Source organism: Corynebacterium sp. HMSC076D02 (genome assembly GCF_001813815.1).
GTDB lineage: Bacteria > Actinomycetota > Actinomycetes > Mycobacteriales > Mycobacteriaceae > Corynebacterium > Corynebacterium simulans.
Genome location: NZ_KV814044.1, coordinates 19,669 through 34,099, shown reverse-complemented (window position 1 = coordinate 34,099; position 14,431 = coordinate 19,669). Strand labels below are relative to the sequence as shown.

The 14,431-nt window shown below is 59.4% G+C and carries 16 protein-coding genes; 5 read left to right on the top strand and 11 right to left on the bottom strand.

Features of this window, described 5'->3' with window-relative positions; translation table 11 throughout:
* Positions 1 to 7 precede the first annotated feature (7 nt).
* The 4 genes from carA to pyrR are packed head-to-tail and all read right to left on the bottom strand — an operon-like array spanning position 8 to position 4,144.
* Positions 8 to 1,210 carry a glutamine-hydrolyzing carbamoyl-phosphate synthase small subunit gene (gene carA, locus HMPREF2935_RS04765; RefSeq protein ID WP_061922589.1) on the bottom strand — a complete coding sequence of 401 codons (1,203 nt, stop codon included), beginning with the start codon at positions 1,208 to 1,210 and terminating at the stop codon, positions 8 to 10.
* 11 nt (positions 1,211 to 1,221) lie between these two features.
* Complete coding sequence (locus HMPREF2935_RS04760; RefSeq protein ID WP_062040952.1) at positions 1,222 to 2,571, bottom strand: dihydroorotase; 1,350 nt, start codon at positions 2,569 to 2,571, stop codon at positions 1,222 to 1,224.
* A 39-nt stretch (positions 2,572 to 2,610) separates the two neighbouring features.
* Complete coding sequence (locus HMPREF2935_RS04755) at positions 2,611 to 3,564, bottom strand: aspartate carbamoyltransferase catalytic subunit (RefSeq protein WP_061922260.1); 954 nt, start codon at positions 3,562 to 3,564, stop codon at positions 2,611 to 2,613.
* 1 nt (position 3,565) lies between these two features.
* Positions 3,566 to 4,144, bottom strand: coding sequence for a bifunctional pyr operon transcriptional regulator/uracil phosphoribosyltransferase PyrR (pyrR, locus tag HMPREF2935_RS04750; protein WP_070498406.1), 579 nt, complete (start codon positions 4,142 to 4,144; stop codon positions 3,566 to 3,568).
* A gap of 473 nt (positions 4,145 to 4,617) precedes the next feature.
* Here pyrR and HMPREF2935_RS04745 point away from each other — a divergent pair, with 473 nt between their 5' ends.
* The 5 genes from HMPREF2935_RS04745 (at position 4,618) to HMPREF2935_RS04725 (ending at position 8,198) form a co-directional block, all read left to right on the top strand.
* Complete coding sequence (locus HMPREF2935_RS04745; protein WP_070732187.1) at positions 4,618 to 6,033, top strand: TIGR01777 family oxidoreductase; 1,416 nt, start codon at positions 4,618 to 4,620, stop codon at positions 6,031 to 6,033.
* A gap of 80 nt (positions 6,034 to 6,113) precedes the next feature.
* A complete protein-coding gene (locus tag HMPREF2935_RS04740) occupies positions 6,114 to 6,617 on the top strand; it encodes a YbjN domain-containing protein (RefSeq protein ID WP_061922251.1) in 504 nt (167 codons plus the stop codon).
* A complete protein-coding gene (locus HMPREF2935_RS04735; RefSeq protein ID WP_062040960.1) occupies positions 6,610 to 7,098 on the top strand; it encodes a YbjN domain-containing protein in 489 nt (162 codons plus the stop codon). Before HMPREF2935_RS04740 ends, HMPREF2935_RS04735 begins: the two co-directional genes overlap by 8 nt.
* Before the next feature lie 42 nt (positions 7,099 to 7,140).
* Positions 7,141 to 7,701, top strand: a complete 561-nt coding sequence (locus tag HMPREF2935_RS04730; protein WP_070588062.1) for a hypothetical protein — start codon at positions 7,141 to 7,143, stop codon at positions 7,699 to 7,701.
* A 2-nt stretch (positions 7,702 to 7,703) separates the two neighbouring features.
* Positions 7,704 to 8,198, top strand: a complete 495-nt coding sequence (locus HMPREF2935_RS04725) for a hypothetical protein (protein WP_070732185.1) — start codon at positions 7,704 to 7,706, stop codon at positions 8,196 to 8,198.
* Positions 8,199 to 8,225: 27 nt separating this feature from the next.
* Here the strand turns inward: HMPREF2935_RS04725 and HMPREF2935_RS04720 are convergent, their stop codons facing one another.
* The 7 genes from HMPREF2935_RS04720 to HMPREF2935_RS04690 are packed head-to-tail and all read right to left on the bottom strand — an operon-like array spanning position 8,226 to position 14,411.
* A complete protein-coding gene (locus HMPREF2935_RS04720; RefSeq protein ID WP_062035154.1) occupies positions 8,226 to 8,969 on the bottom strand; it encodes a sulfite exporter TauE/SafE family protein in 744 nt (247 codons plus the stop codon).
* Positions 8,966 to 9,442, bottom strand: coding sequence for a pantetheine-phosphate adenylyltransferase (gene coaD / locus HMPREF2935_RS04715; protein ID WP_062040971.1), 477 nt, complete (start codon positions 9,440 to 9,442; stop codon positions 8,966 to 8,968). The genes HMPREF2935_RS04720 and coaD overlap by 4 nt, the downstream gene beginning before the upstream one ends.
* A gap of 10 nt (positions 9,443 to 9,452) precedes the next feature.
* Positions 9,453 to 10,028 carry a 16S rRNA (guanine(966)-N(2))-methyltransferase RsmD gene (rsmD, locus tag HMPREF2935_RS04710; protein ID WP_062035156.1) on the bottom strand — a complete coding sequence of 192 codons (576 nt, stop codon included), beginning with the start codon at positions 10,026 to 10,028 and terminating at the stop codon, positions 9,453 to 9,455.
* Positions 10,025 to 10,240: a biotin/lipoyl-containing protein gene (locus HMPREF2935_RS04705; protein ID WP_061922230.1), complete on the bottom strand. Its 216-nt coding sequence runs from the start codon at positions 10,238 to 10,240 to the stop codon at positions 10,025 to 10,027. Before HMPREF2935_RS04705 ends, rsmD begins: the two co-directional genes overlap by 4 nt.
* A 10-nt stretch (positions 10,241 to 10,250) precedes the next feature.
* Positions 10,251 to 12,377, bottom strand: coding sequence for an ATP-dependent DNA helicase RecG (locus HMPREF2935_RS04700; RefSeq protein ID WP_070732183.1), 2,127 nt, complete (start codon positions 12,375 to 12,377; stop codon positions 10,251 to 10,253).
* Between the two features lie 2 nt (positions 12,378 to 12,379).
* Positions 12,380 to 13,726 carry a DAK2 domain-containing protein gene (locus HMPREF2935_RS04695; RefSeq protein WP_070732181.1) on the bottom strand — a complete coding sequence of 449 codons (1,347 nt, stop codon included), beginning with the start codon at positions 13,724 to 13,726 and terminating at the stop codon, positions 12,380 to 12,382.
* 10 nt (positions 13,727 to 13,736) lie between these two features.
* The gene (locus HMPREF2935_RS04690; protein ID WP_062038991.1) at positions 13,737 to 14,411 is read right to left on the bottom strand and encodes a uracil-DNA glycosylase; all 675 of its coding nucleotides are present in this window, start codon (positions 14,409 to 14,411) and stop codon (positions 13,737 to 13,739) included.
* Positions 14,412 to 14,431: the final 20 nt, after the last annotated feature.

Genomic DNA, 14,431 nt, shown 5'->3' with positions numbered 1-14,431 from the left:
CTGGTGCCTACTTGTTAGGGGTCTTTTCGGTCATCAGCTCAACGAACTGATCAAACAGCGGGTTTGCGTCATGCGGGCCCGCAGCGGACTCTGGGTGATACTGAACGGAGAAAGCCATGCCGTCCTTGAGCGCTACGCCCTCAATCGTGTTGTCGTTGAGACAGGTATGGGTGACGACGCCGCGGCCGAAGTCGGTATCGAATTCCTCGCCAGCCGGGTTCTCCTGGCTGGACGGGCTAGCGATGGCAAAGCCATGGTTTTGCGCGGTGATGTCGATCTTGCCGGTCAAGACGTTGCGTACCGGTACGTTGATGCCACGGTGACCGAACTTCATCTTGAAGGTGTCTAGGCCCAGCGCGCGGCCTAGAATCTGGTTGCCAAAGCAGATTCCAAAGAAGGGAATGCGGGCATCCAGGATGTCGCGGACGATGGCCACCATTTTGTCGGCGGTAGCTGGGTCACCAGGGCCATTCGAGACAAAGACGCCATCCGGGTTGTACTGCTTAATCTCAGCATAAGGAGTATTGGCCGGAACCACGATGGTCTCAATGCCGCGCTTGGCAAAGTTGCCCGGCGTAGCGGTCTTAACACCCATGTCGTAGGCCACGACGGTGAACTTCTTTTCGCCTTCTGCCGCCACGGTATATGGCTTTTCGGTAGCGACCTGCTCAGATAGATCCAGGCCCTCCATCGATGGCTGGCCCTTGACCTCCTCAAGCAGCTCCTCTACTGGGCGCTGCGCGTCCTCACCGGAGAACACACCGGCGGCGATGGAGCCATAGTTGCGCAAGTGACGAACCAAGGTGCGGGTATCGATTCCGCGGATGCCGATGATGCCCTGGGCTTCCATCTCATCCGAAAGGGAACGCTCCGCGCGCCAGTTAGATACGCGCTGTGCGAGGTCACGAATAACCAGGCCGGCAACCCAAATCTGGTTGCCATGGGACTCGTTGTCTTCGTCGTTCCAACCTGTGTTACCAATGTGCGGCGCCGCTGAAACGACGATCTGGCGGTGGTAGGAAGGGTCGGTCAAAGTTTCCTGGTAACCAGTCATTGCAGTGCTGAACACTGCCTCACCGAGGGTGGTGCCGGTGGCGCCAAAGCCGTATCCGCGGAAAGTGCGGCCATCAGCCAGCACGAGAATTGCCGGGATTCTTGCTGGTTTGGTCTCAGTCACAATGTGGCCTTTCTGTGGCTTAGTAGGGTTTATAGGTTGCAAGGTTACTTGCCTTCAGCTTCGTCTGCGGCCAGTTCGTAGGTCACGGTGCCGCGCAGAATGGTGTGAGTGACGCGTGCGCCGAACTCCTCGCCCTCATAAGGGTTATTCGCAGACTTCGAAGCCAGCTTGGCGGAATCAGAGACCCACTTGTGCTCGGGGTTCACGATGGTGAGGTTGGCGGGCTCGCCCACTGCGATCGGGCGGCCGTGGTCCGGCAGCTTGGTGATTTCTGCCGGGCGCTCCGACATCACGCGGGCGATGAAGCGCCAGTCTGCGAGACCGGAGGCCACAAAGATCTTCGCGATAATCGCCAGAGAGGACTCGAGGCCCAGCATGCCCGGCTTCGCGTTTTCGAACTCAACGCACTTGTCTTCGGAGCCATGCGGTGCGTGGTCGGTTGCAACGACGTCGATGATGCCGTCGAGCAGCGCTTGGCGCAGAGCCAAGGTGTCGCGCTCCTCGCGCAGCGGCGGATTCACACGAAAGACGCCGTCGTAGCTCACCAGCTTTTCATCAGTAAGCAGCAGGTGGTGCGGGGTAACCTCCGCAGTCAGTGGAATATCCTGGCCCTTTGCCCACTTCAGCAGCTCGACGGTGCCCTCGGTGGAAGCGTGGCAGATGTGCATGCGGTTGCCGTAGTCACGCGCCAGCAGTGCATCGCGGGCGACGATGGACTCTTCCGCCACGCGCGGCCAACCGCGCAGGCCCAGCTTCGCTGCGGTCTCGCCCTCGTGGGCGGATGCGCCTTCGGTCATGCGGTGGTCTTCTGCGTGCTGGGCAAGCAGGACGTCTAGGCCTTTGGCGTATTCCAGCGCGCGGCGCATCAACTGCGGGTCCTGCACGCACTTGCCATCGTCGGAGAACATGCGCACCTTCGCATCCGAACGCGCCATCATGCCGAACTCGGTGAGGGTCTTACCCTCCAGACCCTTGGTAATAGAACCCACCGGGTGAACGTCGCACAGGCCGAGCGCCTGTGCCTTAGCCCAGACGGACTCCGCGATAATCGGCTGGTCCGTCACCGGGTTGGTGTTGGCCATGGTAAATACTGCGGTAAAGCCGCCCTTGGCAGCAGCGCGGGAACCGGTTTCGATGGTCTCAGTGTCCTCGCGGCCTGGCTCGCGCAGGTGCACGTGCATATCGACCAAGCCCGGCAGCAGCACGTTGCCTTCGGCGTCGATTGCCTCATCGAACTGCGCGCTTGACTCAAGGTCAGCGCCCATATCCGCAATGACACCGTCAGCGATGAGCACCTGTACCGGCTCACCCTCGCCATATGGGCGCACATTCTTAATCAGCAAACGCTTTTCCGCAGCGGCAGAAAGACGGCCGGTTTCTGGATAGTTAGTCATTTCCTCTTACTCTCTTCCCTTTTCTTAATTCCGGCTGAATTAGATTCCGGCGTGTTCGCCATTGGTCAACAGTGTGAACAGCACCGCCATGCGGGCGTATACGCCGTTGTTTACCTGCTGCAGAACCGCAGCCTTGTCGTAGTCGGCGACGGCATAGTTGATTTCCATACCGCGCAGCATTGGGCCCGGGTGCATCACGATTGCATCCTTCTTCATGGCTGCGGCGCGCGCCTTGGACAGGCCATAAAGGTTCGCGTACTCGCGGTGCGATGGGAAGAAGCCGCCGTTCATGCGTTCTGCCTGAACGCGCAGCATCATGACGATGTCTGCATCGGCCAGCTCGGAATCAAAGTCATAGGAGACCTTAACCGGCCAGGTATCGACGCCGAATGGGAGAAGAGTAGGCGGAGCCACCAGGGTGACTTCCGCACCGAGGGCGTTAAGAAGGTCAACGTTCGAGCGAACCACGCGGGAGTGCAGGCAGTCACCCACAATCTTGACCTTGAGCCCAGAGAAGTTGCCGCCCTTGATGCCAAGGCGCTGGCGCATAGTCACGGCGTCGAGAAGCGCCTGCGTTGGGTGCTGATGTGCACCATCGCCGGCGTTAATAACGGAAGGGCCATCGCCGTTAGGCGCTACCCAACCCGCCAGCTGCTGCGGTGCACCAGACGATGCATGGCGAATGATGATGGCATCCGCACCGACAGCGCTAAGCGTGAGGCCGGTGTCCTTCAAGGACTCGCCCTTTTTCACTGACGACGTCGAGGTCGACAGGTTGATGACGTCTGCGGACATCCACTTACCCGCCGTCTCAAAAGAAGAGCGGGTACGAGTGGAGTTTTCATAGAACAAGGTAAAGACGGTGCGTCCGCGAAGGGTCGGAAGCTTCTTTACTTCCCGGCCTTCAAGCGCTTCGTGGAAACGGTCTGCCTCATCGAGCAGGCCAACGATTTCGTCTTTGTTGAGATCAGCGATGGAAAGTAGGTGCTTCATTTTAGGCCTCCGCGGTCTTGCGGGTCAGGACTACCGCGTCCCGGCCATCAATTTCGGCGTTGTAGACGATGACATCTTCGTCGCGTGCCGTTGGAATGTTTTTGCCGACGTAGTCTGCGCGAATCGGCAGCTGGCGATGGCCGCGGTCCACGAGGACTGCGAGCTGAATGATTTCCGGACGGCCAACGTCGGCCAGCGCATCAAGTGCAGCGCGAATGGAGCGACCGGAATATAGGACGTCATCGACCAGGATGACGGTCGCGCCGTTGATACCACCGTTCGGAATTTTGGTGGGCTGTAATGCGCGGTGCGGCTTGTTGTGGAGATCGTCGCGATAGAGCGTGATGTCTAGGGATCCCCATGGGATTTCTACGCCGGAAAATTCCGCAATTTTTTGTGCAAGACGCTGAGCCAATGGCACGCCACCAGAGGGAATGCCAAGGAGTACGACCCGAGTTGCGTTCTCAGAGTCGAGCGCCGTCTTTTCAATGATCTGGTGCGCGATGCGTGCGACAGTGCGCGCGACGTCATCAGAGCTCAACAGCTCGTTAGACTCCGCGTTGGTGTCAATTCCACTCATCGTGACCTCCTTCCCCGCCTCACAGTGCGGTCTTTAAAGGATGCCGGTAAATGGGAATGAAGTAACTTTGCGCCCACCGTGGGCGGAAAATTGCCTCAAGCGTCCGAGCAACATGGTTGCTCACATGGACAACGATGATTTTAGCACCAGCCTATAGTTCCTCGAAGCCGTTTCATTCAGCCACTACCCCCACACGTAACAACGATCTCACTTTCGCCAACCTTTTCGCTCGCATATAACGGCGATCAGTGCAGCCTACTCAACCCCGCTCACAGGCGTGAGCCTGCACACTAGTTCCAGTCGAACTACGGCGCTCCCCTCCCAATTGCTATTATTTAGGGAATAAAAAGTATTTGGGCTCCCTTTGAGTCCGCCGTACCGGCACCTAAATCCGCTGAAATCTTGTCCCGTACAGTCGGCATCAATATCCTGCGTGATCGGCACAGATATAAGGAGAGGAAGACCTAAACCACGTGAGCTTTTCGGTCAAACACGAAGTTCCAGCCCCACGCGAGCAGGTATGGCAATGGCATACCCGTCGCGGCGCACTAGCGCGCCTTACTCCTCCTTTTACTTTCATGACCCCGTTAAAGCAGGCAGAGTCCTTGGCTGATGGCACGTCGATCCTGGGCCTGCCAGGTGGTCTTAAGTGGGTTGCCCGACACGACCTTTCGCGCTTTCAAATCAACGTCAGCTTCAGCGACGTTTGCCTCAACGCGCCCATGCGCTCCTGGGCCACGTGGCGTCACCATCACCTTTTCGCTGATACCGATGCTGATGACATCGGCGCCGCCACTCAGATCACCGACACCGTCGACACCCGCATTCCGGCATGGGCTGTTAACTCCGTCTTCGCCTATCGCCAACACCAGCTCATCGAGGACTTCCAGTTTTTGAACCGTATGCGCGAACTTGGCATCCACGCCACGGCACCGGCCGTCGATTCTTCGAGCAATGTCCGCCCGTTGGTTTTCGCCATCACGGGCTCCCGTGGCGGTGTAGGACGAAAGCTCACTGCTCAACTAACCACGGCAGGACACCAGGTTATCCAGCTTGTGCGCAATAGCCCCAAACCGGGCCAGCGCCAATGGCGTCCGAACCTGCCGGCGCCGAATCTCTTGGAGGGCGTCGACGTCCTTATCCATCTAGCCGGCGAACCAATCTTCGGCCGCTTCAATGCCGCCCACAAGGCAGAAATCCGAGATTCGCGAGTGCGTCCGACACAACTGCTGGCAGAGGTCGCCGGCGCAACACCAGAGTTAAAAGCGATGGTCTGTGCATCGGCAATCGGCATCTACGGCGCCGACCGGGGCGATACCGAGCTGACTGAAGTGTCCAGCCGCGGTGACGGCTTCTTGGCTGACGTGGTCAGTGATTGGGAGGGCGCCTGCGAACCTGCCCGGGAGGCCGGAAAGCGCGTGGTCAATGTGCGAACGGGAATCGCTCTCTCCGGCAGTTCCGGCTTGCTACCGCTTTTACGGGCGCTGTTTTCGACAGGCCTCGGCGGCGCGTTTGGCAGGGGCGAATTCTGGTACAGCTGGGTCGCCATGGATGACCTGACTGATATCTACTTCCGCGCGGCGGTTGATTCGCAGCTTGTAGGCCCGGTCAACGCCACCTCGCCTACCCCGGTTTTAAACAAAGAACTTCTCCATGCACTCGGTGAGGAACTCAAGCGCCCAGCGATGGTCCCCATCCCAACCTTCGGCCCGGTACTGCTCTTAGGCAAGGAGGGCGCAAGCGAGCTCGCCCTGGCTAACCAGAAGGTCATCCCGGCCCGCCTGAAGGAGCTCGGCCACACCTTCCGTTACTCCACAGTCGCAGCTGCGCTTGCACACGAGCTAGGAGGCGAGGAGTTGTGGACTCCCGCCACGCGGGCGGCCAACTAGCAGGCACGCATCCCGGCTCCGGTAGCCTTGATCAAGATTCCGATTTATTCACCATGTAAGCAACGTGAGGATTATTTTCAGTGACTGATCAAGCCGATGGTCAACCAACCATCTTGCCCGATACCCCTATCGAGCCAGTGACGCTCGAGCGCATTGCGGAAATCTTCGACTCTGAGAAGTTGGAGTACCGCATCGAAGAACAGCCAGTTTCTGAAGAAAAGACCGTCAAGATGCTGCGCACTGGTTTCTCGAACGCAGCCATCGCATTCCAGCTGCGCGAGAACGCCATCACCGCCGATTCCGTGTGGCGCGGCACCATTCCGGCATCTGAGGGCCCGAACCTTCTGATGCACATTAACCAGTGGAACCAGAACCACTTTGCGCCAACCTTCCGCTTCTTCGAAGGCCCGGAAAATACCTTGGCGGTCTCCGGCGTGCGCGAGCTGGACACCACCCACGGTGCTTCCCGCAACCAGCTGGGCGCTTTCGTTATGTCCACCTTGGACGCCATCCTGCAGTCTTTCGCTTGGATTGAGCAGCAGTACCCGCAACTCGTCACCTGGGAGGAACACGAAAATGACTAATCAAGCTTATGCTCAGCCGCAGGTCACGCTCGACCGCATCATTAGCGCAATGCAGACCTTCGACATCGAGTTGACCAAGGTCGAAGGCCGCGACGATGCCGCTACCGCTAACTTGAACGGCCTGCCTTGCCTGTTCGCGGTTCTGGATTCCGTCGCCATCGTGCGCTGCGATGTGCCAACCGACGCCGTCTACACCCAGGCCGATGCTGGCCTGTTCCTAGCCGCAAACCAGATCAACTCCGTCGCTTTCGGCGCACGTGCCGTTATCTCCGAGCACGAGAACCTCCTCGTCGTACGCACCGAGCGCGATATCCCCTGCGCCGCTGGCCTGTCCGATGAGCAGCTGACCGCTGCTTTGAAGGTTGCCGTCGACGGCGTCATCGGCGCTCAGGATGCCATGGTTGCCTCCGCCGAGGAGATGGCCAAGCTCGGTTCCGAAACCGCAGCCCAGGCTGGCGAGGCTAGCTCAGCCGGCGAATAGCGCTCCTTTAACCCCGCGAAACACCTCTAGAAAGCGTGCGTTGTGACCAACCAGTCCATCTCTGAAGTCAACATTCACCGGCTCGCAGAGCTCTTCGAGCAGCTCGAGGCCGATTACGTCCTACTCGACAAAATCGAAGACCCCGCCCGGGAGGACGCTGCCGCTGACGGCGATGGCGCAGAAGCTGGCGTCGGCGAAGGCTTGGTGCTGCAGACTGGTTTGCCACACATCACCATCCACTTCGACATCGAGGATGACACCTTAAGTGCCTTCGCGGTGTGGGAAGGTCGCCTCCCGGCAAGCGCGGAAGACAAGGTTGGCGCATTCATTGCGGAATTCAATTGGAACATGTCCGCGCCGACCTTAAGTTATGACTTCCGTCCGAAAGGCACTGGCGCGGGCGCCAAGCAGGAGGAAGAAGAAATTGCCATCTGCGCCAACCGCGCGATGGGCGTAGGCATCGGCCTTAGCTCTAACCAGCTAGGCAGCTTCGTCTTGAGCGCCTTCGATAGCTTCGGCATGGCTTTCGACGCCGTTGCCGAAGCCTTCCCGCAGGCAGCTAAGTGGAACGATAAGGCAGCAAACAAGAAAGGTCGCAGCTAAGAATGTCTACCCCGAACGCATTTCCTTTTGACCTGTTTAGCAAGCCTGATTTTCCTGCAGTAACGCTAAAGCGCGTGCGCGAGCAACTCAGCGCCCCGGAGATGAACATGTTTCCGGAGGATAACCCGGACTTTCCGGATTCCTTGAGTGCTCACCTTAATAACTTGAAGTGGGTCATCAGCGCGGCGGAAGATTTGGTGAAGCTGGAGTGCCTCCTGCCCACCACCCTTTCCTACGAGGATGTCTCCCCCGTCTTCCACGTCACCGCCAACGAGCACAACGCTTCTGCTTTCGACGGCCGCGCTCTCGTGGGCCGGAGCGAAGAAGACACCGTGGAACTGCGTGGCGACGCCACCTTCGTCACCACCGCGGGCATGAACGACGAGCAGCTTTTCCACGCGTTGAACCTCGCGGTCATCGCCGCCCAAGACGCGCTTCTTAGCACCCTGGACCGCTTCAACGAGTTCGCTCACGCGGTCCAGGAATCAGAAAGCTAAGGGAGGCTGAGGGGCCTCCGTCCCCGTTTAGAGACTAATCAGGCCACGAATCAAAGCGCTGACTGCGCCCAGGGAAGCCACGGTCAAAGAAAGAATGCGTGCCTTCTCGCGCGGCACGTGGCGCGCAATACGAGTGCCCGTGGCGATGCCGAGGAACATGCCAATGACGCCGGCGGGCCAAATTAGCCACGTCACATCACCGAATCCGCCCGCACCCACGGCCAACTTGGTGCTCACTGAGAATAGACCGCCCACGATGAAACAAGGCTGCAACGTAGCGGCATAGACCGCCTGGGGCCAGCGCGCTGCCTGCGCATAAACGGTAATAACAGGGCCGGCTACACCAGCTAGCGTGTTTGTGAAACCGCCGAGCACACCCGCTGACAGGGAGGGGCCAAGGCCGTGCATTTCCGGCACGAAGCGCTTGCCAAAGGTCACCACGCCCAGGGCGATGAGCAGGGCCGCGCCCACCAAGACCAGCAAGGCGGCCGAGTCGATATTAGCCACCAGCAAGGCCGCCGGGATTGCGCCCAGCACCATCACCGGCGCGATACGCAAGAACTTGCCCCAGTCCACGTTGGCACGCATCGAATACGTAGTCAGCATCGCGTTGACCACCGCCAGCACGTTGATAACCATGATGCCCTGGACTGGGCCCAGAAGCAGCGTCAAAATAGGTCCGCCGACGAGTCCAAGCCCCATGCCGGAGACTCGTTGCAGGCAAGAACCCAACGTCACGGTCAGCAGGATCGCGAGTGGGATTGCAATCATTGGGCGTACTTCTCCACCACTGCGCGGCCCACGTGCGCTGGGAACATGCCCGTGACGTCCCCACCAAACTTGGCCACCTGCTTGCACAGCGAGGAGCTGATGTAGCCGTACTTTTCATCGGTGAGCAAGAAGACCGTATCGATGCCGGAAAGACGACGGTTCATCTGCGCCATCGGCAGCTCATATTCGTAGTCCAAGGAGGAGCGCAGCCCCTTGACCAGTGTGTCCACACCGTGTTCCGTGGTGTAGTCCACGAGCAGGCCGGACCAATAATCGACCTTGATATGTTCATCGAAAGTCTCACGGATAAACTGCACGCGCTCTTCCACGCTAAACAGGCCGGAAGGCTTATCCGGGTTGCCGGTGACCAACACGGTTACTTCGTCGAACATCGCCGCCGCACGGTTGATGATGTCCACGTGGCCCAAGGTAATGGGGTCGAAAGAACCCGGGCATACTGCTTTAGTCGGCATAGGTTTTCCTTTACTCCCCGCTTGCATCCGGACGGTGGTAGATGGCCATATCAAAGCGCGCGATACCAAAGGTGCGCTTCTTGAGCTTCTGGCCGGTGGGCTCAAAGCCTTCGGGCCACTGCGGTTCTGGGCTATCTACGTGACGCTCGATGACGACAATCGCTGCATCATCAAGCACGGGCTCAATGGCGTCCAGCAGGCCCTGTACATCGTTGAAAGCATAAGGTGGGTCTGCCAACACCATGTCAAAGTAACCGCGCGGTGCGGTGGCCAGGTAGGTGGAGGCCTTCATCTCGCGTACGTCCACGCGCGGGTGCTTGACGACGCCCACGTTGTGCTTGATCACCTTCACCGCCGCCGGGTTGGATTCCACCAGAACGACTTCCTCCGCGCCGCGGCTAGCTGCTTCCAGGCCCAAGGCACCAGAGCCGGCAAACAAATCCAGCACGCGGCTATCAGCAAAACCCCAGCGCACATTCAACGAAGAAAAGAGGCCCTCGCGTGCGCGGTCCGCGGTAGGGCGCGTGCCGGACTCTGGCACCTTGATGCTGCGCCCGCGGGCTTCTCCGGCGATAATTCTGGTCATCGTGCCTCCCCAATAATCGCTAGTACGTCACCGCCATAGACTGCGGCAAAGTCTTCAGTACACAACTTATCCACCACTCCACGTCCCGGGACTACGACGGGAGCTTCTAGTTTGGTGGCCTCCACGGTAGCGATGGCATCTCCCGCAGAGACCTCTTGGCCCACGCTCACGTGAAAACGCACAGTGCCGGCAAAAGGTGCGCAAATGTTCATGGGCTCTAGATTAGTTCTTTTCTAGGTATTCCTGCTCGCTCTCGGTCATGTTCCGGGTTAATTCCACCGCCAATTCTGGGTTGCGCTGCACTAAACGGTACGCATCATCGTGCGTGCGCTCAATGATGTCGCGATCATGGGCCAAGTCCAGCAGGCGCAGCGAGCGCTGGGTTCCCGATTGCAGGGTGCCCAGGATGTCTCCCTCGTGGCGCTGCTGCAGGTCAATCTCCGCCAACTCGAAGCCTGAGGTGGTGTCCGCAATCTGCATGATGCGTTTAAAGGAGCCCGTGTTTTCCGCCGCGGTGGTGTGAAACAGGCAGATGGAAGCATTGCCGCCGCGGCCGACGCGGCCCCGCAGCTGATGCAGCTGCGAGACACCAAAGTTCTCGGACTCGCGAATGAGCATCACCGTGGCATTGGGCACGTCAACGCCGACCTCGATGACGGTCGTAGAGACCAACACATCTGTTTCACCCCGCGCAAAGCGCGACATGACCTCATCTTTATCGTTCATGCGACCATGCAGAACGTCGAGTTTAAGGTCACGTAGCGGTCCGGCCTGGAGTTGGGACGCCACCTCGAGTACGCCGCCTTCTCCCTCGATGCGCGGGCAGACGATATAGGCCTGGTGGCCAACCTGCACCTCCTCGCGGATGCGCGCTAAAGCACGCTGCACCCAGGCTGGTGCCCATTCCGGAACCACGCTGGATTGGATGGGCTTGCGCCCGCCAGGCAGCTCGCGCAGGGTAGATACCGCCAAGTCACCGAAGACAGTCATGGCGATGGGGCGCGGAATCGGCGTTGCCGTCATGACCAGCATGTGTGGGCTCGTGCCCTCTCGAGTTTTCGAGCGCAGGCTATCGCGCTGCTCCACGCCGAAGCGATGCTGCTCGTCTACTACCACGAGACCTAGGTCGAAGAACTCTACAGAGTCCTGAATAATAGCGTGCGTGCCGATGACGATGTCGGCCTCGCCGGAGACAATGTCCAGCAGTGCCTGGCGCTTTTCCGCAGTGCGCTGGGAACCGGTCAGGACGGCGACCTTGACGCCATCGGGCACGCTCGCGCTAATCGACGCCCCGTGCTGCGCCGCCAGCACCTCAGTCGGTGCGAGCAGCGCCGCCTGCTTGCCTGCATCGACCGCCTGCAACATCGCACACGTAGCCACCATGGTCTTGCCGGAACCAACCTCGCCCTGCAGCAGGCGCATCATGGGCAGTGTGCCACAGAGGTCTTCGTCAATTTCCGCAATGACCTTACGCTGCCCTGCCGTTAGTTCGAAGGGCAGGTTGCTCAGCAGCCCATCACGGTAGCCGTCCAAGATGGAAGGCATCGCCACGGCGGTACGCGCCTTGAAGTCGCGTTGGCGCAGGGCCATGACGAGGCCAATGGACAAAGCCTCGTTGTACTTCAAACGCTGAATAGCTCTTTCCGGGCCAGCCGCTGTGGGCTCGTGGACTTCACGGATAGCTTGGTCAAGTTCCACCATCATCCGGTAGTCCAGCGGCTCGGGGATCGTCGGAGTATTCTCCAGCACCATATGGATAGCGCCCATGATGTACCACGAGGTCACCTTGCCGCTGGCGGGATAAATGGGAATCCACTCGCGCTCAAGCAAAGATTCCAGTTGCCCGAACTGCGAGAGGTTACGCAGCGAGCCTGTAGCCGTAACCTTGCCGCCGCTGCTTCCGGAAGGCGCTGCGTCGTAAAGCGCGTTGCTCGCGCTACCTGCACCGCCTGCATCGATAACCACGAAGTCAGGATGTTGAAGCTGCGGCTGCCCGCGGTAGAACTTCAGCTTGCCGCTTAGCATCAAGCGCATACCTTGGCGCAGCACGCGGGTGAGATAGTGCGCGTTGAAGAAGGTGGCGGTAATCCCATTGTCCATCGCCAAAGTGAGCAAGAACCTCTTGGCTGTGTTCCGCTGCTGCAGACGCACCACCTGGCCGGTGACGGTGACATAATCGCCTTCGTTGGCACCGCCCAGGCCTACCTCTTTGTTGTGGCGGATGTAGTCACGCGGATAGTGGCTGAGCAGCTCGCCGCAGGTGGTGTACCCAAATGCCTTTTTGATTTTGGTGGCGTCTTTGGCCGGCAAGATCTCTTTCAACTCCCGCTCGTCCCGCCATCCCAGCATGCTTACTCCACTCCGATCTCAGTCTTGATGCCCTCAACATGGATGGCAACGACCTCCACCTCGAGTGCCTCAGACAGGTAATCATCATCCAGCTTAAGGCTGGTGAGAACGGTGACTTGCTCTCCCCCGGCAGCCAACATCTCACGGCTTTTGGCCAAGATAGAGTCAGCGTCATCATGCGCAGGTTTATCCACGCGCATGGAACGCGCGGCATCCCGCATAACAGAAACCATGGAATCGGTGTCAGGATTATCCGGCTCATAGACGGAGATTGCCGCCAGGCCTGCAACCAAAGACTCAGTGGGCACCACGCGGGCCTCCCCGGCATCGCCCTCAAACCCGTTGGGCAGGTAAATATCCTGCGGCTGCGAAACCGTGACTTGCTCGCCTGGGCGAACAATCTTGGCGCCTACGGTTTCAAAAAGTGCTGCGACCGGGCCTGCCGGCGCTACCGCAAAGATGCGCCGTGATGACTCATCCACTACGGGTTCGTCTGCTGCCTCCGGCAGTACTTCCAAGCGCAGGTTGCTTACCACGCCGGAGCCGAAGGCCATCTCGATTACAGGGCCGGCCTCACGGGTATGAATGTGTACCGAGCCTGAGTTCTCAGTGGCGCGGGCAATGACGAGGCTATTGCCATGCTCACCTATCTTTTCACCAAGTGCGTCCAGATCCCCTTCGAAGAAGAAGACCACCTCGAGCTCGGCCTCAACCTCGTCTTCGTGTTCGGCCTCGCGCACCGCGCCGCCCTCGATCTCAGCCAGCAAGGCCTCAACCAGGATGACGAACCCGGTACCGCCAGCATCGACCACACCGGCCTCTCGCAGTACAGCAAGCTGCGAAGGGGTCTTGGACAATGCAGTGCGGGCGGCAGTGATGGTTTCGACCACGATGTCGTGGAATTGCTTGCCAGGCTGCTCAGCAGACGCGGAAGCCGCAGCTGCCGCCGCACGCAAGACCGAAATGACCGTGCCCTCCACCGGACGCGCAATGGCGCGTTCCACCAGCTGCACTGCGAGGCTCAAAGCAGACGCAAAAGTCTGGCCATCCACGCGGGAATCAACCGTGGTATCCGCGATGCCGCGCAGCACCTGGGATAACACCATGCCGGAGTTGCCACGGGCGCCGCGCACGGAACCGATAGCAAGTGCCTCGGCTACGTCGCCTCCCTTTTCCACCTGCTCGAGTGCAGCCTCCATGGTGTGGGCCATGTTGGAGCCGGTATCGGAATCTGGAACCGGGAATACGTTAAGCGCATTGATTTCAGCGCGTCGGTGGGAAAGTTCACCAACAGTTCGGATCGCCCAATTATGAAGACCACGGGCATCTAACGAACTCGGATATGACATGCCGAATAGTTTACAAGTGCCAGTCGACATCCGGCGCGCCCTGGTCGCGCAAAAGCTCATTAGCGCGCGAAAACGGGCGGGAGCCAAAGAATCCTCGGCGTGCGGAAAGAGGCGAAGGATGTGCCGAATTGATAATCGGCACGTCCGGCAAGAACTTCGCGCAGGCCTTGGCATCATTGCCCCATAAGATGGCCACCATCGGCTGCCGGTTGAGCGCCCGGATTGCAGCCTCCGTGATGGCTTGCCAGCCGAGCTTACGATGCGAGCCTGCCTCACCCGGTGCCACCGTGAGCACGCGATTTAAAAGCATGACTCCCTGGGACTCCCAAGCGCTCAAGTCACCGTCTTCGCGCGGGGCGACGCCTACGTCCTCGCTTAACTCTTTGTAGATGTTGTGCAAGGAACGCGGTGGTTTAACCCCAGGTGCCGTGGCAAAAGACCTACCTACCGCGTGTCCTGGCGTGGGATAAGGGTCCTGCCCCACGATGAGCACGCGTACTTGGGGCAAAGGCACGCGAAAGGCAGCAAAGACATTTTCGGCCGCTGGCAGGAATCCATCTTCCGGCAGCTGCTGCAATTGCTGCTCGATGGCCGGCAGGTGCTCTTCTAGTACCGGCACCAAGACCGGCAACCACGAGCTATCGATTACCGACGTATCAAAAAGTTGCGAGTACGGCGCAGTCATCATTTCCTCCCCTGAAAATT